We start from the raw sequence: 23,208 nt of genomic DNA, 5'->3' as shown, positions 1-23,208 counted from the left end.
GATTTGAAGGGCGATCGAGCGAGGCTCGATCGCCCTTTTCGCGTGCGCCACGGCACCCACCGCCGCCGTCGCGGGATGCAGCGTGCCGCTCCGATGCCGGCCAGGGCTTCTCACGACCGGACAAGTGCGCGCAGGCGACTGGCGAAGTCCGGAAACGGCCTATAGATTGATGAGGAAGCAGGTGCGCCGCGCCGGCGCGCCGTCGGGAAGCCGGTCGGTTCCTTTCCTCCGCGTCCGGACTCCGCCGTCATGTATGGGGTCGATGCCATTCCGATGTTCGACGACCTGATGCGGTCTCCCGCGTCGCCCGTGACCGTTGAGGGTTTCGTCGCGCCGCCCGAGGGGCTCGGCGACCGGATTTACGCGGGCATGATCGCGCCGCTGGCTGCCGGTCCGATCGGCCCCGGCGGCAGCGACGACGGTCGCTCCGGGACCGCGATCATCACGCGGACCAAGCCTAAGACCAAACGGCCGAGCCTGTACCGCGTGCTCCTCCTCAATGACGATTACACGCCGATGGAGTTCGTCGTGCACGTCGTCGAAAAGTTCTTCAACAAGTCGCAGGCCGACGCCTACCAGATCATGATGCACGTGCATCAGAACGGTGTCGGCGAGTGCGGGATCTTCACGTACGAGGTGGCGGAGACCAAGGTGACGCAGGTCATGGACTTCGCGCGCAAACACCAACATCCTCTCCAGTGCGTCATGGAAAAAAAATAGGCACTCCAAACGAGGACCCGCTTTTGCCCAGCTTCTCTCGCAGCCTAGAACAAGCTCTCCACCGCGCCCTGGCGCTCGCCGGCGAGCGCCGTCATGAATATGCGACGCTGGAGCACCTGCTCCTCGCCCTGGTGGACGATCAGGATGCGGCGGCCGTGATGCGCGCCTGCAACGTCGAGGTCGATACGCTCAAGCGCAGCCTCGTCGAATACGTGGATACGGAACTCGCCAACCTGATCGGCGACGGACGCCAGGATGCCAAACCGACGGCGGGCTTTCAGCGCGTGATCCAGCGGGCGGTCATTCATGTCCAGTCCTCCGGGCGGGAGGAGGTGACGGGGGCCAACGTGCTGGTGGCGATCTTCGCCGAGCGCGAGAGCCACGCCGCCTACTTCCTGCAGGAGCAGGACATGACCCGCTACGACGCGGTCAACTACATCAGCCACGGCATCGCCAAGCGGCCCGGCGCGTCCGAGCCGAAGCCCGTGCGCGGTGCGGAAGAAGAAGCCTCGTCCGAGCGCCCGAGCGGCGAGGAGGGCGAGAACCGCACCAAGAAGAAGGGCGACGCCTTAGAGGCCTATTGCGTCAACCTCAATAAGAAGGCGCGCGACGGCCGGATCGATCCGCTCATCGGCCGCGAAAGCGAGGTCCAGCGCACGATCCAGATCCTGTGCCGCCGGCAGAAGAACAACCCGCTCCTCGTGGGCGACCCCGGAGTGGGCAAGACCGCGATCGCGGAAGGCCTCGCGCGCAAGATCATCAACAAGGAGGTGCCCGAGGTCCTCATCGACGCGACCGTGTTCTCCCTCGACATGGGCACGTTGCTCGCCGGGACGCGCTATCGCGGCGATTTCGAGGAGCGCCTCAAGCAGGTGATGAAGGAGATCGAGGCGCACCCGAACGCGGTGCTCTTCATCGACGAGATCCATACGGTGATCGGCGCCGGCGCCACCTCGGGCGGGGCGATGGACGCCTCGAACCTGCTCAAGCCGGCTCTCGCCAACGGCTCCCTGCGCTGCATCGGCTCGACCACCTACAAGGAGTACCGCCAGTACTTCGAGAAGGACCGCGCCCTGGTGCGTCGCTTCCAGAAGATCGACATCAACGAGCCGTCGATCCCGGATGCGATCGAGATCGTGAAGGGGCTGAAGCCGTATTTCGAGGAATTCCACAAGCTCAAATACACCACCGAAGCCGTGAAGGCCGCGGTCGAACTGTCGGCGCGCTACATCAACGACCGCAAGCTGCCGGACAAGGCGATCGACGTGATCGACGAGACCGGCGCGTCGCAGATGCTGGTGCCGGAGGCCCGCCGCAAGCGGACGATCGGCGTGAAGGAGATCGAGGCGACCATCGCCACGATGGCCCGCATCCCGGCCAAGACCGTGTCGAAGGACGATGCGGTGGTTCTCAAGAACCTCACCGAGAATCTGAAGCGCGTGGTCTACGGCCAGTCGAATGCCATCGAGGCGCTGACCTCGGCGATCAAGCTCGCCCGTGCGGGCCTGCGCGATCCCGACAAGCCGATCGGCTCCTACCTGTTCGCCGGGCCGACCGGCGTCGGCAAGACGGAGGCGGCCAAGCAGCTGGCATCGTCGCTCGGCATCGAGATGATCCGCTTCGACATGTCGGAATACATGGAGCGGCATACGGTGAGCCGCCTCATCGGCGCGCCGCCCGGCTATGTCGGCTTCGACCAGGGCGGGCTGCTCACCGACGGGATCGACCAGCATCCGCATTGCGTGCTGCTGCTGGACGAGATCGAGAAGGCCCATCCCGACCTGTTCAACATCCTGCTGCAGGTGATGGACCACGGCAAACTCACCGATCACAACGGCAAGCAGGTCGATTTCCGCAACGTCATCATCATCATGACGACGAACGCGGGCGCCTCGGACATGGCGAAATCCGCCTACGGCTTCACCCAGTCCAAGCGCACGGGAGACGACGTGGAGGCGATCAACAAGCTGTTCGCCCCCGAATTCCGCAACCGCCTCGACTCGATCATCTCCTTCGGACATTTGCCGAAGGACGTGGTCGCCAAGGTGGTCGACAAGTTCGTGCTCCAGCTCGAGGCGCAGCTGGCCGATCGCAACGTCACGATCGAGCTCTCGGACGAGGCACGCGAGTGGCTGACCGAGAACGGCTACGACGAAGCGATGGGTGCGCGGCCGATGGCGCGCCTGATCCAGTCCACGATCAAGACACCGCTCGCCGACGAGGTGCTGTTCGGGCGCCTCAAGGATGGTGGCGCCGTGCGCGTGGTCCTGAGGAAAGCCGAGGACGGCGAGACGATCGCGCAGAAGGACGCGCTCGCTTTCGAGTTTCCGGCCGGTCCGGTGACGCCGAAGCCGGAGAAGGATGTGACCAACGCGGGCGGCAGCAAGCGCAAGCGCAGCCGGGCCAAGGCGGCTCCGCGCAAGAAGGACGACACGACGAAAAAGGACGACAAGGGCGGGTCGGGCGGTTCGGGCGGGGTCCGCACCGTGCCGAAGGTGCCTCTCGTCCGGGCCTGATCGTGTCGGCATCGCGCAGAGCGGGGCATGGCTTTCTCACCCGAGAGAGCCATGCCCCGCTTGCGTTCGACGTCGAAAAGAACGGCTCGACGGTCGACATGCTGCGGATCGACCGCTAGCTACCGCCCTTGAAGAAGCGCATCGACACCATTCGATCGTGAAACCTGCGAGGGGGCTCGCCGAGCGACGTCAACGCTCCGTTGTCCATTGCCGGCCAAGGCCGTGGCAGAGGATGTCGGGTTTGGGATCGTTGAAGCCACTCGCGAAAACGGCGGAGTATCCATGAGCGAACTGCAAGAGGGCCCCCTGACGCCGCTCTCCAGCCAAGCGCCTCACGCGCCGGCTCGCCCGCAGAAACTCACACGGCGCGAGGAGCGCAGGCGCCGGCGCGCGCAGCGACGCCGTGGCGAGGAAATCCTCGGCTGGATCCTCGTTCCGATCATCTGCTACGGGATCTACTGGGGCGTGAGCGCCGGTTTCGACGTCCTCGGCACGACCCCCGGCACGGTCTGGGACCAGCTGATGCAGGTCAAGCAGATGCTGGAGAAGAAGGCCTGATCCTCACCGACGGGTGAGGGCATGGACCGAGAAGAGTTGCTCGGCATCGGTCCAGGTCTTCGCGGCATTCCATCCGGCCTGGTCGGCGAGGTCGCGGAACCGCTCGATCGTGTATTTGTAGCTGTTCTCGGTGTGGATCGTCTCTCCCTCGGCGAAGCTGAAGCGGCGGCCCGCCACCACCACGTCCTGAGCCCGCAGGCTGACGAGGTGCATCTCGATCCGCGAGGCGTCGGTCGCGAAGAAGGCGCGGTGAGCGAAGGCCGACGTGTCGAAATCGGCTCCGAGCTCGCGGTTGATCCGAGCGAGCAGGTTGAGGTTGAACCCCGCCGTCACCCCGGCCGCGTCGTCATAGGCCGCATCCAGGACGGCCTTGTCCTTCACCAGGTCGACGCCGACGATCAGGGTCGCATCGCGCCCGAGCACCCGCCCGAAATGAGCGAGCAGGTGGACGGCCTGGGGCGGCTCGAAATTGCCGATGGTCGAGCCCGGGAAGAAGCCCGCCACCGCGCCGTCGGACAACCCCTCCGGCAAGGTGAAGGGCCGCGTGAAATCGGCGGCGACGGGCAGGATCGACAGGTGCGGGAAATCGCCCGAGAGCGTTTCGGCCTCGCTGCGCAGAAAGCTCTCCGAGACATCGACCGGGACATAGGCGGCGAGATCGCTCAAATGGGTGAGGAGCCGCCGCACCTTCACGGTCGAACCGCTGCCGAACTCCACGAGATTGGCGCGTGCGGGAAGCAGGGCCGCGATGTCCGGCCCCGACGCGTCGAGAATGCCGATCTCCGTTCGCGTCGGGTAATATTCCGGCTGGACGGTGATCGATTCGAACAGGTCCGAACCGATCTCGTCATAGAAGTATTTCGCGGGAATGAACTTCTGCGCTGCGGCGAGACCGACCAGCACATCGTCCCGGAACTGCTGCTCCGGTGCGACGGGGTTGAGGGGCGTGGCGCCCGTGAAGACTGGATTGATGGTCACGGACAAGTCTCCGGGGAACGCGGATACGCGAGATCTATGGAAACGACGATCAGTCGCGATAGTTCGACAGGCGAAGCCCCGTGAACTGCCAGCGCTGGTGCGGATAGAAGAAGTTGCGGTAGCCGATGCGGGCATGGCCGTCGGAGGTCGCCACGGAGGACCCGCGCAGGACGAACTGGTTCGACATGAACTTGCCGTTATATTCCCCGAGCGCGCCGGGAACCGGCCGGTAGCCCGGATAGGACACGTAAGCCGAGCGGGTCCATTGCCAGACGAGGCCGAAGGCATCGGCGAGGAGCCCGTCACGGGCGGCGGCCTCCCACTCGAACTCAGTCGGTAGGTCGCGGCCGGACCAGCGGGCGAAGGCATCCGCCTCGAAATAGCTCACATGGGTGACGGGGAGCGAGGGGTCGATGCCCATCTGCCCTGCGAGCGTCATGCTGGACCATTGGCCGGCATCGCTGCGCTGCCAGTATCCAGGCGCTTCCCAGCCCTCCGCCTGCACCGCGAGCCAGCCATCCGAGAGCCAGAGTTCGGGGCGGGCGTATCCGCCATCCTCGATGAAGGCGAGCCATTGCGCGTTGGTGACAAGGCCCTTGTCGATCGCGCAGGGCAGGATGAGCGTCTGGTGACGCGGCGATTCGTTGTCGAACGAGAACCCGTCGCCCTCATGCCCGATCTTCGTCACACCACCCGGTAGCTCGGCGAGCCCGGTCTCGGACCGTGGCCGGGGGAAGCGCCATGCCGCGTCATAGACCGGGCCGAGCGGGTTCTGCGCGAACGCGTGGAGGATGTCGGTGATCAGCAATTCCTGATGCTGCTGCTCGTGATAGAGCCCGATCTCGAGGATCGGCAGCACCGCGTCGAGGGTCTCCTCGGATGCATCCGTCAGCAGAGACTCGACGGCCCGATCCACATGGGCGCGGTAGCCGGCCACCTCCTCGGCGGTTGGCCGGGTGATGAGGCCACGCATGATCCGCGGCTGCCGCGGCCCGGCGGCGACGTAATAGGAATTGAACAGGTAGTGCAGGCGTTCGTCGTAGACGTGGAAGCCTTGCAGGTGATCGCGCAGAAGAAACTGCTCGAAGAACCACGTCGTATGGGCCCGGTGCCATTTCGTCGGGCTGGCATCGGCCATGGACTGGATCTGCTGATCTTCGGGAGAGAGCGGCGCCGCTCGGCGCTCGGTCTCGTCCCGCACAGCCCGGAACGCCGCGATCCAGGCGGCCCGGTCGACCGGCCTCGCCGAGATGCTCGGTGGCGGGAACGCCGCCCGGTCCGATCGATCGTGCGCGGTACCGCGAATTGCCGCCGTCGCTGCCATATCGATCACTCCGCTCATATCCGACAAGGCGGGAGATATGGCTCGTTCACGGTTCGACAACGGGCAGCGTCCCGCGCCCATCGTCGCGGCGATGCGGCATGAAAAAGCCGGGCCTTTTTAACGCCTCAGTGACACGGCCTTAACCGTGCCTGCCCGACACTCGTCCATCCCCACACAGTGTCCGGGCAGACTCGTATGCGGATCGATCTGATGGCAGGAGCGATGACAGCGGCCCTGGCGGCCGAAATCCGGCCGACGCCGACGATCCTCGTCTTCGATTCCGGGCTCGGCGGCCTCACCGTGCTGGAGCAGGTGAGGCGCGCGCGGCCCGACGCGCGCTACGTCTACGCCGCCGACGATGCCGCCTTTCCATACGGCCGGCTGTCGGAATCGATCCTCGTCGGGCGTGTGCTGTCGGTGATGGAGCGGCTTCTCGCGCGCCACGCTCCCGACCTCGTCGTCATCGCCTGCAACACGGCGTCGACCCTGGTTCTGCCCGCCCTCCGGGCCCGCTTCTCGACGCCCTTCGTCGGCGTGGTGCCGCCGATCAAGCCGGCGGGCGAGGCGACGCGCTCGCGCCTGATCACCCTGCTGGCGACGCCGGGTACGGTGGCCAGGCCGTATACCCACGACCTGATCGAGACCTATGCGAGCGCCTGCTCGGTCACCCTCGTCGGATCGCCGAACCTCGCGGCATATGCCGAGGCCGAACTCGCGGGCCATCCCGCCGACGACGCGTCGCTCGCCGCCGAGATCGCGCCGTGCTTCGTCGAGAGCGATGACGGGCGGCGCACGGACGTGATCTGCCTCGCCTGCACCCATTATCCGCTGCTGCTGCCCCGCTTTCAGCGTCTCGCCCCGTGGCAGGTGACCTGGATCGACCCCGCGCCTGCCATCGCCCGACGGGTGACGCAGCTTCTCGGACCCTCCCGGCGCAACCCGCTCGACGACGTCCCCCCCGGCCTCACCGCCTTCACCAGCGGCGCCGGTGTGACGCCGTCCCTGCGTCGCTCCCTCGACGCGCGCGGCGTCGGCGACGTCGCGGTGGAGGCGATGCCGCTCGTGCTGCAATAGATCCATTGCCGTCTCGGCATTGACCTGCGGGCATCTCTCGCCTATGCACCGCGACAGTTACGGGGCTCCGAGAGGGGCCCCGCAGCTTTTTCAAGCGCACCCGTGAGCGGCAATGTCCGCTCTGTCGTTCCACTTCGGCCCCCGGCCGGTTCGGAAAGAGGAGGGCGCGTTCCTCGACCAATCTCACTCGCTGAGAGGAACCGCGATGTCAAAACGTATTCAGGCGAAGCACAAGCTCGATCGCCGTATGGGCCAGAACATCTGGGGCCGCCCGAAGAGCCCCGTCAATCGCCGCGAATACGGCCCCGGCCAGCATGGCCAGCGCCGCAAGGGCAAGATGTCCGACTTCGGCACGCAGCTGCGCGCCAAGCAGAAGCTCAAGGGCTACTACGCCAACATCACCGAGAAGCAGTTCCGCCGTTACTACGCCGAGGCGATCCGTCTCCGCGGCGATTCGAGCGAGAACCTCGTCGGCCTGCTGGAGCGTCGCCTCGACGCGGTCGTGTATCGCGCCAAGTTCGTGCCGACCCCCTTCGCTGCCCGTCAGTTCGTGAACCATGGCCACGTCAAGGTGAACGGTCGCCGCGTGAACATCGCCAGCTTCCTCGTGAAGCCGGGCGACGTGATCGAGGTGAAGGATTCCTCGAAGCAGCTCGAGATCGTCGTCGTCGCTTCGCAGCTGCCCGAGCGCGACGTGCCCGACTACATCGAGGTGGATCACGCCAAGATGACGGCTCGCGTCACCCGCGTGCCGAGCCTCAGCGAGGTTCCCTACCCGGTCCAGATGGAACCGAACCTCGTCATCGAATTCTATTCGCGCTGATCCCTCCGGGGCATCGCCGAGACGAGAAAGGCCGCCCGAGAGGGCGGCCTTTTTTGTTGGGAGCGACGACCCGGATCGTCTGCCGACGTTTCAAGCATCTGGCGTGCGTATCTCCCTGCCGGGGGGAGGGGGCGGACGGACAGCCGCTTGTCCCGACGGGTCGCACCCTCTCCCGCCAAGGGGAGAGGGTCGCTCACGGCGTCAGCCGCGATTGCCGATGGGCACGTAGTCGCGCTTGTCCGGCCCGATATAGAGTTGGCGCGGGCGGCCGATCTTCTGCGAGGGATCCTCGATCATCTCGGCCCATTGGGCGATCCAGCCGACGGTGCGAGCGAGCGCGAACAGCACCGTGAACATCGAGGTCGGGAAGCCCATCGCCTTGAGGGTGATGCCCGAATAGAAATCGATGTTCGGGTAGAGTTTCTTCTCGATGAAATACTCGTCCTTGAGGGCGATCTGCTCGAGCTGTACCGCGACTTCGAGCAGCGGATCGTCCTTGATGCCGAGCTGCGCGAGAACCTCATGCGTGGTCTTCTGCATGATGCGGGCGCGCGGATCGTAGTTCTTATAGACGCGGTGGCCGAAGCCCATGAGACGGAACGGGTCGTTCTTGTCCTTGGCCTTGGCGACGTATTTCGCCACGTTTTCCGGCGTGCCGATCTCTTCCAGCATCTTCAGCGCCGCCTCGTTGGCGCCGCCATGCGCGGGCCCCCACAGACAGGCGATGCCGGCGGCGACGCAAGCGAAGGGGTTGGCGCCCGACGAGCCGGCGAGACGCACGGTGGAGGTCGAGGCGTTCTGTTCATGGTCGGCATGCAGGATGAAGATCCGGTCCAGCGCACGCGCGTAGATCGGGTTGACCACGAACTCCTCGCACGGCACCGCGAAGCACATCCGCAGGAAGTTCGATGTGTAGTCGAGGTCGTTCTTAGGGTACACGAACGGCTGGCCGATGGAATACTTGTAGGCCATCGCGGCCAGCGTCGGCATCTTGGCGATCATGCGCAAGCTGGCGATCATCCGCTGCTTGTCGTCCGAGATGTCGGTCGAGTCGTGATAGAAGGCCGACAGCGCGCCGACGCAGGCGACCATGATCGCCATCGGGTGGGCGTCGCGGCGGAACCCCTGGAAGAAGCGGTTCATCTGGTCGTGCACCATGGTGTGGCGCGTGACCCGGTAGTCGAAATCCGCCTTCTGGGCGGGGGTCGGCAATTCGCCGAACAGCATCAGGTAGCAGGTCTCGAGGAAGTCGCCCTGCTCGGCGATCTGGTCGATCGGGTAGCCGCGATAGAGCAGGATGCCGGCGTCGCCGTCGATATAGGTGATCTTCGATTCGCAGGACGCGGTAGAGGTGAAGCCCGGATCGAAGGTGAACATGCCGGTCTTGGCGTGGAGCTTGCCGATGTCGATGACGTCAGGTCCGATCGTGCCGGTCTTGATCGGCAGATCGACTTGGTTGTCGCCCACGGAGATCGTGCTGGAGGCGCTCATGGAGACATGGACCCTTTCTTGGCGGAAGGCAGACCTTGGCAGAGGGTAGCACCGGCCCGCGTGGTGAAAATCGCCACTTCGGCCCAGGGCGCACCGGCAGATTTATGCTGCAAGTGCTCACACATCTATCGCGTTAGCGGATCGGCCGACCGCCATCAACCGATGCCCCTCGCCACCGGCTGGCTCAAGCGAAAACCGGGCCGATCTGTCACCCGCCGCAGGATGACGATCAGCCCGCCGAGACCTGATCTCCGAGGCGGCCGAGACACTCGTCGCGACCGAGCACGGCCATGACGTCGAAGACCGGCGGGGACGTCGCGCGGCCGGTCAACGCGGCCCGCAGGGGCTGGGCGATCAGGCCGAGCTTGAGCGCGTTCTCCTCGGCGAAGCGGCGCACCGCACCCTCGGTGGAGGCCGCATTCCATTCCGGCAGATCGGCGAGGGCCGGCAGGATCGCGGCGAGACGCTGACGAGCCTCCTCGCTCAGGAGCGTCTTCGCCTTCTCGTCGAGGCCGAGGGGGCGCGAGGCGGTGAGGTAATAGGCGCTGTCGAGAAGCTCGACCAAAGTCTTGGCGCGCTCCTTCAGGCCGGGCATCGCCGCGCCGAGTTTCTCGCGCAGGTCGGGAGACAGGGCATGCGGCATTCCGCGATCGGCGGCGAGCACCGGCAGGATCGTCTCGATCGCATCGATCAGCACGGTATCGTCCGCACCACGGATATAGAGTCCGTTGAGGTTCTCGAGCTTCGCGAAGTCGAACCGGGCGGCGGAGCGGCCGATCGATGTCAGGTCGAACGCCGCGATCATCTCCTCCGTGGAGAAGACCTCCTGGTCGCCATGGCTCCAGCCGAGGCGGACGAGGTAGTTACGCAACGCCGCCGGCAAGTAGCCGAGATCGCGATAGGCGTCGACGCCGAGGGCACCGTGGCGCTTCGACAGCTTGGCGCCATCGGCGCCGTGGATCAGCGGGATATGCGCCATGATCGGCGCCGACCAGCCGAGCGCGTCGTAGATCTGGCGCTGGCGGGCGGCATTGGTAAGGTGGTCGTCGCCACGGATCACGTGGGTGACGCCCATGTCGTGGTCGTCGACGACGACGGCGAGCATATAGGTCGGATTGCCGTCCGAGCGCAGCAGGACGAGATCGTCGAGATCCTTGTTGGCCCAGGTGACGCGGCCCTGCACCTGGTCCTCGACCACCGTCTCCCCCTCCAGCGGGGCTCGCAGGCGGATCACGGGCTTCACCCCGGCCGGCGCCTCGGCGGGATCACGATCGCGCCAGCGGCCGTCGTAGCGCATGGGGCGACCCTCGGCGCGCGCGGCCTCCCGCATGGCGGTGAGCTCGTCCGGCGTGGCGTAGCAATGATAGGCGTTGCCCGAGGCGAGCAGGCTCTCGGCGATCTCCCGGTGCCGCGCCGCGCGGGCGAACTGGTAGACGACGTCGCCGTCCCATTCGAGGCCGAGCCAGCGCAGACCATCGAGGATCGCGTCGATGGCGCCCTGGGTCGAGCGCTCGCGGTCGGTATCCTCGATGCGAAGAAGCATACGGCCGCCGAAATGGCGGGCGTAGAGCCAGTTGAAGAGCGCCGTGCGCGCTCCCCCGATATGCAGGTACCCCGTGGGGGAGGGGGCGAAACGCGTGACGACGGGTGACGACATCGGGCGGCTAAACTTGTGCGTGAAGGTGGGGGGCGGATCGACCGGCCCGGATCGGCGCATGTAGCATGCGTTTGCGGTGACGTTAAGAAACCGTCTTGCCGATCCGGCGATCAGGTGACGATCCGGGGGGCAGCGAGGTGATCGCCGGCGCGACGATCCCCTCGCGTCGGTCGAACCTCGTCAATCTGAGGGAGGGCGCACCGGAGGATGGCGCAGGCCAGCGCGCGAGCGACGGGCGCCGCTATCGCCTCCTGGAGCCGGTGGCGATCGCCGTCGTTCCTGATCGAGACGGCGAAGGACTGGTGCCTCGACGGACTCCGCCAGGAATCCGAACAACGGCGGCTGTTCCCCTGGCTGGCTGTCGCGTTCGGCATCGGCATCCTCGTCTGCCTCACGGCGACGAGCGGGCAGCCGTCATTGGCGGCACCTCTCCTCGTCGCGTCGGTCCTCGCGGCCGCGATCCCCTTCCTCGGCGCCAGACCAATTGCCCTCGCTCTGGTGCTGGGGCTCGCCGCGTCTTTCTTCGGCTTCTCGGCCACGGTGCTGCGTCTGCAGCTCGTGGCGGCTCCGGTCCTCGCCCGGACCACCATCGCGCCCCTCACCGGCCTCGTGGAAGCCCTCGACGAGCGTGAGGTCGGCGCGCGCCTGATCGTCCTCGTGGAGAGTTTCGGCACTCTCCCGCCCGATCGCCGGCCGACCCGCGTCCGCGTCTCCTACAAGAAGGCATTGGCGCTGAAGCCGGGTGATTTCATCTCGGCGACCGCACGGCTGCTTCCCCCGCCCGAGGCAGCGCGGCCCGGCGGTTACGACTTCGCGCGCGACGCCTATTTTCGCGGGATCGGCGCCGTCGGCTCCCTCGTCGGCAAGATCGAGGTGAAGCCTCCTCCGACACCGCTCCCCTGGACCGTCTCCCTCGCGGCCGCGGTGGACGACGCGCGCAATGCCCTGACGCGGCGCATCACCGACGCCAATGGCGGTCAGGCCGGCGCGGTCGCCGCCGCCCTGGTGACCGGCAAGCGCGGCCTCATCAATGCGGAGACCAACGAGATCCTGCGCGCGGCCGGCATCTACCACGTGGTCTCGATCTCGGGGCTCCACATGGTGCTCGCCGCCGGCGTGGTGTTCTGGCTCGTGCGCGCGCTCCTCGCCCTCGTGCCCGGCCTGGCCTTGCGCTGGCCGATCAAGAAGATCGCCGCCGGCTTCGCCATGGTCGGCGTCACCGCCTATTGCGTCTTCTCGGGCTGGGACATCGCCGCCGAACGCTCACTGATCATGACCCTGGTGATGCTCGGCGCGATCCTGGTGGATCGCCCGGCCCTCAGCATGCGGAACCTCGCGCTCGCCGCATTGATCGCGCTGGCGCGCGAGCCGGACGGGCTTCTCGGTCCGAGCTTCCAGATGTCCTTCGGCGCGGTCGCCGGCCTCATCGCCTGCGCAGGGGCTCTCAACCGCGTGATGCCGCAACGAGAAGGAAGCGGCCCGTTCGGCCGCGCATTCCGCTTCGTCATCGTCGCGATCACCGGCACATTGGCGACGACCCTTGTCGCCCAGATCGCGACCGCTCCCTTCGCCACCTACCATTTCCAGACCGTCCAGCCCTTCGGCATCGTCGGCAATGCCCTGACCCTTCCCCTCGTCTCCCTCGCGGTGATGCCGGCCGCGGTCCTCGGCATCCTCGCCTATCCCTTCGCGCTCGATCAGCCGGTCTGGTGGCTGATGGGGCTCGCGGTGCGCGGGATGCTGACGATCTCCGGGTGGATCAGCGGGTTCGGCCACGCCACGCTCGTCGTCCCGGCCTTCGGCAGCGCGGCGCTGTGCCTGCTCGCCGTCGCCCTGCTGCTGCTGACGCTTCCCGTCTCGCGCCTGCGCTGGATCGGTCTCGCTCCGGCAGCTTTCGGCCTCCTGCTCGCCGCGACGCCGCAACGCTACGATCTCTACGTCGATCGCGAGGGGGCGGGTGCCGCATTGCGCGATCGGGACGGCCGCCTGACGATCCTCGGCAAGCCACCGGATTTCGTGCTGGAGCAATGGCTCAAGGCGGATGGTGATTCCCGCAAAGCCCGCGACGTGACCGCCTCGACGGCGAGCCGATGCGATGCCGTCGGCTGCACCATCTCCGTGGAGCCCGGTCGTGTCGTCGCCCTGGTCAAGGACAAACGGGCCTTCGCGGAGGATTGCGCGCGCGCCACCGTCATCATCGCCCGCCGGGACGCGCCGCCGGGCTGCCGGGCGAGCCTCGTCATCGACAGAGCGTTCCTGGCTGCGCGAGGGGCGACGGCTCTGCGCTTCGAGCCGGATGGCCCGGTCGCGACATCGGCCCGCGAACCCGGTTCCGCCCCGCCCTGGCGACAGGCCGTCGCGGACCCGCCCTCGACGCCCTCGACGATGTCAAAGCCGGTGGACCTTCCGAAACCTTCAATCCCATCCGAGGAGGACGAGAGCGAGCCGCCGGCGGATCCGCTCCCGGATCGGCTTCAGTAGCGACGCACCAGACTGACGAGGCGGCCCTGGATCTGAACGCGGTCGGGACCCAGAACCCGGGTTTCGTAGGCAGGGTTCGCGGCCTCCAGAGCGATAGAGGAACCGCGGCGACGCAGGCGCTTGAGCGTCGCTTCCTCGTCATCGATCAGGGCGACGACGATATCGCCGGTATTGGCGGTGTCCTGCTTCTTGATGACCACCAGATCGCCGTCGAGGATACCCGCCTCGATCATCGAATCGCCGCGGACCTCCAGGGCGTAATGCTCGCCGCCGGACAGAAAATCGGGTGACAGCGTCACCGAATGGCTCTGGTTCTGAATCGCCGAGATCGGTGTACCGGCCGCGATGCGACCCATGACCGGGATCGTGATCGCCCGTCCGCTCTCATCCTGCGCCTGCGCCATCGGCTGGCGCATCGGCGGCGCCGCCTTGGACCGGCCCCCTTCCACCACGCTCGGTGTGAAGCGGCGAACCTCGCCCGTCTGGACGGGACGTTGAGCGGGAGCGCTGGTCATGCTCTCCGGCAACCGGATCACCTCAATGGCCCTGGCCCGGTTCGGCAGCCGCCGCAGAAAGCCACGCTCTTCCAACGCCGTGATCAGCCGGTGGATGCCGGATTTCGACTTCAGATCGAGCGCGTCCTTCATCTCATCGAACGAAGGCGGAACGCCGCTCTCCTGCATCCGTTGCTGGATGAATTGGAGAAGTTCCAGCTGCTTACGCGTCAACATACTGATCACTCTTCCACTGAAGCCAACGGCCGCGGCTAACGCCCATCGAAACAAAACACGAACACGGTAGACGTTCCGCAAGTGTTCTGCAAGGGTTCCGTTAACTTAGCTTTGGGGCGGTGGTCGAAGGTGAGAGGTGGTCCGGGGAATCAGAACAGTCGATCGAGCGGAACTCCGGCCTGACAGCGGCCGAGATGGTCGTGGTTCGGGCGGCGGGGTGAGAGAGGAAGCATGCCAGATCCCTCCGGGCCGCCGAAGTGACGGTTACTCCGCCCAACTGGCTGAGCAGGTCAACGCGACCAAGTTAACCCGGCATGTTGCCGTCACTTCAATTCGGACCATAAAGAGGCTTCTCACGGGGGCTGCGGTGACAACCGCGCATTCCAATGATGGCTGGTTTTGGCCTATACGTCCCTGCACTGCCTGCCATAGGTCTCAGTGCCGCTCGGGCTTCCGCGATGTAAATGGCAGAAAGAGCCGGTAGCCAGCCGTTGCGGCCGGGTCGCGATCGTTAGAGCAGCCGAGGCCAATTCTGCCTACCTGTGGTCGCGCATGGACAAGCAGGCGATCTTGTGGACGGCGCCGTAAGAGACGGCAGCCATAACGTTGCATCTCTGCTGAGAGACGGGAGGTTTCCCTTGATAGAAGTGCGTTTCTAGCGACACCGTAAGAATCACGGCGTGAACACTGCTCGCGACCAGATACATCGTCTGGATCTTCACGTTGAGCTTAGTACTCACGTCCCGTCACTGCAGACAAACCCCTTCCCCGTCAAAATCAAACGGCCTCGAGATCGCCGCGTAACTGGGGCAGGGTCAGATGCGCGCTAGTAGATGGATTGCCAGTAGGGCAATAGTAGTCTCTCAGCGCCGTACCTGACGAACCTCAGCGCAAATCCGCCAAGCCTCAAGCGCTTTGCAGTGGAGGCTTCACGCTGATCCGAGCGATGCTTCGAACGATGGACAATACCGCGCGCTTATATTGATCGTCATCGATCGAAGCATAGGAACGCAGGATCTCAATAGCGCCCGGCTCGGCTAAGAAACGGAAGATCTCGATCTGCTCGTCAGGTTCTTGCTCGCCGAAAAGGGCGGAGACCGGGACTTTAAGCGTATCTGCTAATTGTTGCAGACGACTGCTACCGATGCGGTTCGTCCCCTTCTCATACTTTTGAATTTGTTGGAATGTGATGCCGACAGCGGTGCCCAAAGCCGTCTGTGACATCCCTCTAGCTTTGCGCAGTGCAGCAAGACGAGCGCCAACTTCTCGATCGATGTCAGAGGTGATTCGGAGAGCCACAACTAGCCTCTATCCACATAAATAAAAACTAACATAGATTACGGGCACAAGTTCAAAATCGAGAACATTTGTGATGAGACGCTGCCTCTGTTATTAGAAAACTTTTAGGCAATATGGAAGCGTCATTTGCATCAAAAGACGCTTTAATGAGCACGGATGTTGTTTTGATATGCTACCGCTGCGACATCCAGGACGTGCTATCCGCGAATGTTGCTCCAGCAATGCTCGGAGCATATCCGCGCATACATCAGCTTCGTTCTATTTTTGTTTTTGGCGACTTCATCGACGGAGTTGTTGACCTTTTCAGTATAATACGTGATCTGCCCAATGTATTCTTTTTGTAAGGCCGACCAGATGGCGTTCGTCTTTTTATAGGCCTCTTGAATTTTACGATCTGACGCCGCATCCGCCATGTTGCTCTACCCTCGACAAATTACTTCTGGATATTTTTAGACAAATATTGTTGCTAGTCTCAAAAAAGCGAGATCTCCATTCGATGGAATATTTGTGCATCGAAGACGACCGATTTGCTGAGTTAGGCGCTAGTCGATCGACATATTTGCCACAAACGACCGCATCTTATTAAAACCCATTCCGATAAGAGCGATCGAAATTATGACGGCTGCTCCGACCCAAGGTCCGAACATAAAAGCTAAGCCCGAGATTAGCCCTGCCAGATATATATATACTGTCATGTCTCTATCCCTTTTGAACGCTCATCTTTAATTGTCTACAGTCCCAGGCATTAAACGACACCGCGGTAACAGCTCGAAATCGCTAGAAACAAATCATCTCTCAAGATTTCAAAGCAATTCGCTCGACCTCTGACCTGACTTTCTCCCGCGTCTCTTCGGGCGAGGCGAACCAAAAGACGGACAAAATCAGACAAATGGCGCTGAAGGCATAGCCAAGAGATTGGACGACCCCCATCATGCTTAGAATGAGCGGAACAAAAGCTGAAGCGATAGATATATTCAAATTCCCGCTCATATAGAAAACAGAGCCAAATGCAATGGCTGCCATTATTATGGGTTTGGTTATATTATCCATTTTTCATGTTCCATGTGGGAAGATTTACTTCTCTCGCCAGGCTTTCGAGATTTGATCGGAGAGAGGCTTGATAAGATATGAGAGCACGGAGCGGTCCCCGAGTTGCATGAAGGATTCGACAGGCATTCCCGGAACGAGCTGAACTTTGCCCAGGCGACCGATCTGCTCTTCGGACAGGCGAATACGGGCCGTGTAGTAACTGACACCTGTCTTCGCATCCTGGGTCACATCAGCGGATAAGCGATTGACCTCGCCATCAATCTCCGGCGTCGTGCGCTGGTTGAAGGCAGGAAAGCGCAGAACGGCACGTTGGCCGACGCGAACGTTGTCGATGTCCTGCGGCTGGATCTTTACCTCGACGGTCAGCTTGTCGGCATCCGGGACGATCAGCATGGCGGGCTCCCGCGGATCGACGAGGCCGCCGATCGTGTGCACCGTCATTTGATGAACCGTCCCGCTCTGAGGCGCGCGCATATCGATTCTCTTAAGTTGATCCTCGGCTGCAATCCGTTTCTCATCGTACTCTGACCAACGCCCACGAATATCGGCGAGTTCCTTTCCAGTCTCAGACCGCATATCCTGATCGACCTGAAGGATTTGTAGTTCAGTCTCGGTAATCTTTCCTTTTGCCGACGCGGTGGAAGCGATAATCTGCCCGCGCTCACCCTGCAGGCGGGCGCCGTCTCGCTCCAGAGCGGTCACCCTCGGCAGGGGCACAAGGTTCTTGGCGTAAAGCTCACGCACGCCCTTCAGCTCGCTCTCGATGAAGGTCGTTTCCCGCGCCTTCGCGGCGGCCTGCTCGGTGAGCCCCTTGATCTCTTCGTCGAGCTGCGAGACTCGCTCGCGCAGCTGAGCCTTCTTGCCTTCTCGGCCCGCGATACGGGACTCGAACAGGCGGGTCTCGCTGTCGATCAGGTGGCGAACCGCCGGATCGAGGGTCTTGCGGAGTTGGAGTTCGAGCGGAAAGGCGATGGTTTTCGCACCATCGCGCTCTGCTTCGTTCCTGGCGCGACGGCCGGTGAGCTCATCGAGCGCCTTCAGGACGATGTCGAGATTGGCGCGGGTCTGGGTCTCGTCGAGGCGGATCAGGATGTCGCCGGCCTTGACCCGCGCGCCCTCCCTGACTCGCAACTCACCGACGACGCCGCCGGTCGGGTGCTGCACCTTCTTCACGTCGGATTCGACGACGAGCTGCCCGGGCGCGATCACTGCGCCCGAGATCTGGGTGAAAACGGACCAGCCGCCAACGCCGACGACGAGGAGGACGCTGACACCGATCGCCACCAGGAGGTGGCGATCGATCGCGGACTGAGCCGTCGTCTTGGATTGTGCCGGTGCAATGCGGGTCGGTGCCAGGGCGATGGTCATCACGCGCTCTCCCTCACGGTCGACAGACCGGGAGCGGCACGCTTGGCTTCCACGGACCGATCGGGTGCTGCGTGCAACACGCGTTTGAGCACCTCGTCCTTGGGTCCGAAGGCCTGCGCGCGTCCGTCGGCCATCATCAGGATCATGTCGACGGCGGCCAGGGCGCTCGGGCGGTGGGCGACGACGATGCAGATGCCGCCGCGCTGGCGCACCCCGACGATGGCCTGGGTCAGGGCGTTCTCGCCCTCGCCGTCGAGGTTCGAGTTCGGCTCGTCGAGCACCACCAGGAAGGGTTCGCCGTAGAGGGCGCGGGCCAGGCCGACGCGCTGGCGCTGGCCCGCCGAGAGGCCGGCTCCGCCCTCGCCGATCCGCGTGTCGTAGCCCTCGCCCAGCCGCAGGACGAGGTCGTGGATGCCCGCCGCCTTGGCGGCNGCGATGACGGAGCCCGACTGGGCGGCCGGGTCGAACCGGGCGATGTTCTCGGCGATGGTGCCGGCGAACAGCTCCACCTCCTGNGGCAGGAAGCCGATATGCGGCCCGAGATCGGCGCTCGACCATTGGTCGATGGCGGCGCCGTCGATCCGGACCTTGCCGCGCTGGGGCGGCCAGACGCCGACGACGGCGCGGACCAGGCTCGACTTGCCCGACGCGCTCGGGCCGATGATGCCGAGGCCCTGGCCTCGCTGCAGGGTCAGGCTGACATCCTGCACGACGATGCGCTGGGTGCCGGGCGGCGCCAGGCTGACGCCTTCGATGGACAGGGATTGCGTCGGGGCCGGCAGGGCATGCGGCTGTTCGACGGCAGGCAGGCGCGCGAACAGGTCCGAGAGCCGGGCCCAGCTCTGGCGCGCCTGGACGAAGCCCTTCCAGTTGGCGATGGCGAGTTCGGCCGGCGCCAGGGCGCGGGCGACGAGGATCGACGAGGCGATGATCACGCCGGCCGAGGCGAGGTTGTTGATGACGAGCCAGGCCCCGAGCGCGAGCACGCCCGATTGCAGCGCCATGCGGAAGATCTTCGAGCCGGCGCCGAAGCCGCCGGCCACGTCCGACACGCTCATCTGCGACTGCATGTAGTCGCGGTTGGCGCCGCCCCAGCGCTCGGCGAAGCGCCCCTGCATGCCCATGGCGGCCAGGACCTCGGCGTTGCGGCGCCCGGCTTCGGCCAGACCGTTGCGGCGCATGCCGTGGGCGGTGGCGGTCTGGGACGGACCGCGGGTCGAGCGGTCGGTGGTGAGCGCGAGCACGGCCAGGACCGCCGCGCCGACCAGGGCCGCCGCGCCGATGAGCGGGTGGAACAGGAAGCAGATGAAGACGTAGATCGGCATCCACGGCAGATCGAAGAAGGCCGAGGGGCCGGTGCCGCCGAGGAAGGCGCGCAGCTGGTCGAGATCGCGCAGGGGCAGCAGGCCGTCGCCGGGGGTGGCGCCCTTCAGGGGCGCGCGCACGACGATGTCGAACACCCGTGCGCTCAACGCCTCGTCGAGGGCCGCGCCGACGCGGGCCAGGATGCGCGACCGGATCGTCTCCAGCACACCCTGGAAGACGTAGAGCACCAGGGCGAGCACCACGAGGCCGATCAAGGTCGGCACGCTCCGGCTCGGGATCACCCGGTCGTAGACTTCCAGCATGAAGAAAGAGCCGGTGAGATACAGGACGTTCACCAGCCCGCTCATCACCGCCACGCCGATGAAGGCGGTCCGGCAGCGGGCCAGGGCCGCGGATATCTCGTTCACGTTACGGCTCATGCTGGCCAATTCCTGACGTGGATCCCGTGTCGAGTCTTCGTGCGCGCCAATATCGAGGCGATCGCCGATCAAACGAATGCTTTGGAAATTCCGTCTTTGATTCTGAAATATTGGCAGTCGGTCATGATGGTGAAGGGGCGGCCTTGCGGCCGCCCCTTCGTGTGTCGGTAAGTCAATCCTCCGAGAGGATCGAATTACACGATGCCGTTCGTCGTCAGGCCGAGATCGTTGAAGGACAGGCCGCTGGTGCCGAGACCGGCAACATTGATCTGCATGTCAGCCTGCGTCAGCGAACCGTCATGGTTGGCATCGACGTAGAGCGTGCTCGACGACCGATCGAACACGGCCGCGTAGTCCTCAGCGTTACCGGTATGGAACGTGGCAATCGCAGCCTGAGCTTCGGCGAAGCTGACGGCATTACCGAGGAAGTTCAGCGTTGTGATGTCGTTCACAGCACCGGAACCATTGACGACAGCAGTGACGTCGTCGCCAGTGGCGCCACTGAAGACGCTGCCTGAGCCAGCACTGTACACGTTATTGAACACGAGGGTGTCTGCGCCGGGGGCATTGTTGGCGCCGTGCGAGACGAAGTTGTTGACCGTGTCGGCCGAGTTGAGCGCGAGATCGGAATCCAGCGAGTTCTTGTACACGATCGTGTCGGTGCCGCCGGCAGACAGGTTGAAGACGTCTGCACCGGCGCCGCCGATCAGGGTATCGTTCCCCGAACCACCGGTGACGGTGGCACCGTCGCCCGAGATTCCGAGCCCGGCATAGGCAGTCCCGCCGTTGTAGCCAGCGGTCATGTTGAGATCGCCGGTCAGTGCGGACGCGTTGACCGAGGTCAAATCGGAGCCGGTGAAGTCAGGATCGGTGCCGATGCTGAGATCGCGGCCACCGTCGATGATGATCGACGACAGGCCGTCCTGATCGATGAGGTTCAGGATGTTGCCCGCGCCGGCATCGGTGCCGAGGCTGGAGAGGTTCAGCGTGGCTGTGTCGGAGTTGAGATCGAGATTGATCGAGACGGCGTTGGTGCCGGTGATGTCTCCAGGGATCGTCTCGCTCAGATTGACGTCAAGAACATGGCCTGGAACCGGAGAATCGACGAAGTCTGTCTGGACATTGCCGCTGCTGTGGAGATTGAAGGTCACTGCATTGGTAACGTTGGTGAAGTTCAGATCCTGGCCGATGCCCTGGTCGGCATTGATCGTCGTGATGGTCGCGAGACCAGTTCCGAGATCGAACTCTCCTGTCGAATCGCCCACGAGGTCGAGGGTTTCGAAGTTGACGATGTGAGTTCCTTGCTCGGCCGAGATGCCAGCCAGGTCCACGACGATGCGATCCGTGCCATCACCGGTGCCGCCGTCGAAGGTGTCGAAGGTCGGGCTAAGCACGGTTGAAAGCAGATCGGGAGTGATGTCGCTGATATCCAGCAGATCGCTGTTGGCGCCCATCTGAACCGAGTTGTTCACGCCGGTTGCGATGGACGTGATGTAGACCTGATCCGAGTTGGCGCCGGCGTCGATCGAAAGCGCACCCTGGAACATATCGACGTTAATGACGTCGCTGCCATCGCCGCTGGCGATGGTGACGTTGCCAGTGCTTTGGCCGAACTGGTCAATCACGATGCTATCGCGTCCGGCGCCGCCGTCGACGGTGACGGAACCAGCATCGAACATGTGGATGGTGGCCGCGTCATTGCCGGCGCCCAGCACGACGTTCGACGCTGCCGCACCCTCGAGGTCGACATGATCGAGAGTATCGTTGCCGGATCCCAGATTGATGCTGACAGCCAGGGCTTCGATGTAATCGATTGTATCAGCGCCCGATCCACCGGTGACACGCACGGACGATGCGGTGTCCGACGTGATCGACTCGACCGAATTGGTGCCACCGTTCAGAGCGACCGCGAAGGTTCCGGCCGTAGACGACGTGATGTCGGCGAAGGTGTCGTTGCCCTGGCTTCCACGAACAACCGTCAGATCGCCGGAGATGTCAGAGTCGACCGTCAGCGCGCCAGTCATGGCCGAGGCATCGAACGAGGTACCGAGGGTGAAAGTACCCTCGTTACCAGAAGTCGAGACTTCGAGATCGCCGGACCCGCGCAGGAGCAGCCGGGTGTAGCTGTCGTCGAGGAGGGTGACGTCGTTGGAACCGCTCGCGCCGCCGGAAGCCAGCTTGAGCGTACCGGTGACGTCAGCATCCAGACGGACCTGGGAATCGGTCACCGTGAACAGCACGTCGCGGAAATCGGCGCCCGAGCGGGTGTCGAACGACAGGGTCTGAGCGTTCTCGGGATTTGCCGCGAAGACGTTGTCGGCGGTGATGCTGATATCCGACCGGCTGATCCCGGTCACGGCCAGGCCATCGTTATCGGCCGGATCGGCAACCGTATTGCGCACCTTGTAGGACGCGATGTCACCGGCGTTCCGCACCTGGACGAAGTTGTTGGACGACTCGCTGACGAAGGTCTTGATGCCGGTCGACTGCAGGAAGTCGAGGGTCGAGGGGCTCTGGTCGTTGGAGCCGGAGTTTCCGGACAGGGACGTCACCTGCACGGTCTCGATCGAGGTCAGCAGCGGCCGAGCGAAATAGGCTTGGACCAGTTCGTTGCCGTCGGCCAGCAGGGTCGCCACGAGACGATCGGTGCCCGCGCCGCCATTCAGCCGGTCACCGGTCTGGAGCGTCGAGCTCTGAGCGCCGAACGTGCTCGTGAAGAGCGGAGCGTTGAAGAGATCCGGATTCGAGGTTCCGGTCAGGTTGTCGACGTTCTGGGTTAGATTTCGAGTCGCCATGACAATGTTCCTACCAAGCGTTTCTGGTCGCGCGATCGTGAAAAATTCAGCCTGGATATGAGGCCGCCAACCGCCGAGTCGAGCGAGCGCAACTTCTCTACAACGCGCCCTGGTGGCATTTCAAGGCGTATATTGCATTGAGATAAGGCCGGTAATTACGGTGTGTCCGGCACGCAACATTACTATAAAAGGAATTTACTGAATGATTAATGGTATTAACTTACGAATAAAACCTTATTAGCCGCGATAAATATCATATCATATGTCATTTTATCGAGATAAAATCTGTTTAGCTTCGTGATTAATTGGAATAAACACACGGTTAGAGATATATTTGGATGATAAAGATTCCACGATTAGCCTAATTCGGAGATCGGTCTCAATCGCTCGTTTCTACGTCTCAAGCGATAAGCACCGTAGTTGATATCGCTCCGGTTGTATGAATGCGGCCTAGTCGGCATTATTATGCATGCCCTCACAAGTTGGAGAGGGTAGGAATTTAGCGACATTCTGCTCATTTCAGTTGCACAAATAAATTTTACTGAATGCAATATCGAGCGACGCTTGATTTTGGATAAAATTGGATAGTTCTGCGTGA

General features: G+C 63.7%; 17 protein-coding genes. 6 read left to right on the top strand and 11 right to left on the bottom strand.

Features of this window, described 5'->3' with window-relative positions; all coding sequences use genetic code 11:
• Window positions 1-369 precede the first annotated feature (369 nt).
• From clpS to A3OK_RS0112025, 3 genes are all read left to right on the top strand, one after another.
• Window positions 370-720, top strand: coding sequence for an ATP-dependent Clp protease adapter ClpS (gene clpS / locus A3OK_RS0112040; protein WP_036302806.1), 351 nt, complete (start codon window positions 370-372; stop codon window positions 718-720).
• 23 nt (window positions 721-743) lie between these two features.
• The gene (gene clpA / locus A3OK_RS0112035) at window positions 744-3,236 is read left to right on the top strand and encodes an ATP-dependent Clp protease ATP-binding subunit ClpA (RefSeq protein WP_019905123.1); all 2,493 of its coding nucleotides are present in this window, start codon (window positions 744-746) and stop codon (window positions 3,234-3,236) included.
• A 282-nt stretch (window positions 3,237-3,518) separates the two neighbouring features.
• Window positions 3,519-3,794 (top strand): hypothetical protein, encoded by a 276-nt coding sequence (locus tag A3OK_RS0112025; protein ID WP_019905121.1) that lies wholly within the window; start codon window positions 3,519-3,521, stop codon window positions 3,792-3,794.
• A gap of 3 nt (window positions 3,795-3,797) precedes the next feature.
• Here A3OK_RS0112025 and egtD read toward each other — a convergent pair whose 3' ends face one another.
• Both egtD and egtB read right to left on the bottom strand, forming a co-directional pair.
• Window positions 3,798-4,772 carry an L-histidine N(alpha)-methyltransferase gene (gene egtD, locus A3OK_RS0112020; RefSeq protein ID WP_026597192.1) on the bottom strand — a complete coding sequence of 325 codons (975 nt, stop codon included), beginning with the start codon at window positions 4,770-4,772 and terminating at the stop codon, window positions 3,798-3,800.
• A gap of 49 nt (window positions 4,773-4,821) precedes the next feature.
• Complete coding sequence (gene egtB / locus A3OK_RS0112015) at window positions 4,822-6,096, bottom strand: ergothioneine biosynthesis protein EgtB (RefSeq protein WP_026597191.1); 1,275 nt, start codon at window positions 6,094-6,096, stop codon at window positions 4,822-4,824.
• A gap of 195 nt (window positions 6,097-6,291) precedes the next feature.
• Here egtB and murI point away from each other — a divergent pair, with 195 nt between their 5' ends.
• Both murI and rpsD read left to right on the top strand, forming a co-directional pair.
• Window positions 6,292-7,170, top strand: a complete 879-nt coding sequence (murI, locus tag A3OK_RS0112010) for a glutamate racemase (protein WP_026597190.1) — start codon at window positions 6,292-6,294, stop codon at window positions 7,168-7,170.
• Window positions 7,171-7,375: 205 nt separating this feature from the next.
• A complete protein-coding gene (gene rpsD / locus A3OK_RS0112005) occupies window positions 7,376-7,993 on the top strand; it encodes a 30S ribosomal protein S4 (RefSeq protein WP_019905117.1) in 618 nt (205 codons plus the stop codon).
• 201 nt (window positions 7,994-8,194) lie between these two features.
• Here the strand turns inward: rpsD and gltA are convergent, their stop codons facing one another.
• A complete protein-coding gene (gene gltA, locus A3OK_RS0112000; protein ID WP_019905116.1) occupies window positions 8,195-9,484 on the bottom strand; it encodes a citrate synthase in 1,290 nt (429 codons plus the stop codon).
• Window positions 9,485-9,713: 229 nt separating this feature from the next.
• On the bottom strand, window positions 9,714-11,141 hold the full coding sequence (gene gltX, locus A3OK_RS0111995; RefSeq protein ID WP_019905115.1) for a glutamate--tRNA ligase: 1,428 nt from the start codon (window positions 11,139-11,141) through the stop codon (window positions 9,714-9,716).
• A 207-nt stretch (window positions 11,142-11,348) separates the two neighbouring features.
• Between gltX and A3OK_RS0111990 the strand changes: the two genes are divergently transcribed.
• Complete coding sequence (locus A3OK_RS0111990) at window positions 11,349-13,622, top strand: ComEC/Rec2 family competence protein (RefSeq protein ID WP_019905114.1); 2,274 nt, start codon at window positions 11,349-11,351, stop codon at window positions 13,620-13,622.
• Here the strand turns inward: A3OK_RS0111990 and lexA are convergent.
• The 7 genes from lexA to A3OK_RS0111960 form a co-directional block, all read right to left on the bottom strand.
• On the bottom strand, window positions 13,616-14,353 hold the full coding sequence (lexA, locus tag A3OK_RS0111985; protein WP_019905113.1) for a transcriptional repressor LexA: 738 nt from the start codon (window positions 14,351-14,353) through the stop codon (window positions 13,616-13,618). The two genes, A3OK_RS0111990 and lexA, sit on opposite strands and share 7 nt — an antisense overlap.
• 906 nt (window positions 14,354-15,259) lie before the next feature.
• Window positions 15,260-15,652: a helix-turn-helix transcriptional regulator gene (locus A3OK_RS0111975; protein WP_026597189.1), complete on the bottom strand. Its 393-nt coding sequence runs from the start codon at window positions 15,650-15,652 to the stop codon at window positions 15,260-15,262.
• Window positions 15,653-15,849: 197 nt separating this feature from the next.
• Window positions 15,850-16,065 (bottom strand): hypothetical protein, encoded by a 216-nt coding sequence (locus A3OK_RS24010; RefSeq protein WP_155912010.1) that lies wholly within the window; start codon window positions 16,063-16,065, stop codon window positions 15,850-15,852.
• Window positions 16,066-16,447: 382 nt separating this feature from the next.
• The gene (locus A3OK_RS24005; RefSeq protein ID WP_155912009.1) at window positions 16,448-16,702 is read right to left on the bottom strand and encodes a hypothetical protein; all 255 of its coding nucleotides are present in this window, start codon (window positions 16,700-16,702) and stop codon (window positions 16,448-16,450) included.
• A gap of 24 nt (window positions 16,703-16,726) precedes the next feature.
• The gene (locus A3OK_RS0111970; protein WP_019905110.1) at window positions 16,727-18,070 is read right to left on the bottom strand and encodes an HlyD family type I secretion periplasmic adaptor subunit; all 1,344 of its coding nucleotides are present in this window, start codon (window positions 18,068-18,070) and stop codon (window positions 16,727-16,729) included.
• Window positions 18,070-19,815: a type I secretion system permease/ATPase gene (locus tag A3OK_RS0111965; RefSeq protein WP_036302263.1), complete on the bottom strand. Its 1,746-nt coding sequence runs from the start codon at window positions 19,813-19,815 to the stop codon at window positions 18,070-18,072. Before A3OK_RS0111965 ends, A3OK_RS0111970 begins: the two co-directional genes overlap by 1 nt.
• 194 nt (window positions 19,816-20,009) lie before the next feature.
• Window positions 20,010-22,610 (bottom strand): hypothetical protein, encoded by a 2,601-nt coding sequence (locus A3OK_RS0111960; protein WP_019905108.1) that lies wholly within the window; start codon window positions 22,608-22,610, stop codon window positions 20,010-20,012.
• Between the last annotated feature and the right edge of the window lie 598 nt (window positions 22,611-23,208).

The sequence above is a fragment of the Methylobacterium sp. 77 genome (assembly GCF_000372825.1).
GTDB lineage: Bacteria > Pseudomonadota > Alphaproteobacteria > Rhizobiales > Beijerinckiaceae > Methylobacterium.
Note: the sequence above shows the minus strand (reverse complement) of the source record. Positions and strands in the feature narration are given on the sequence as shown.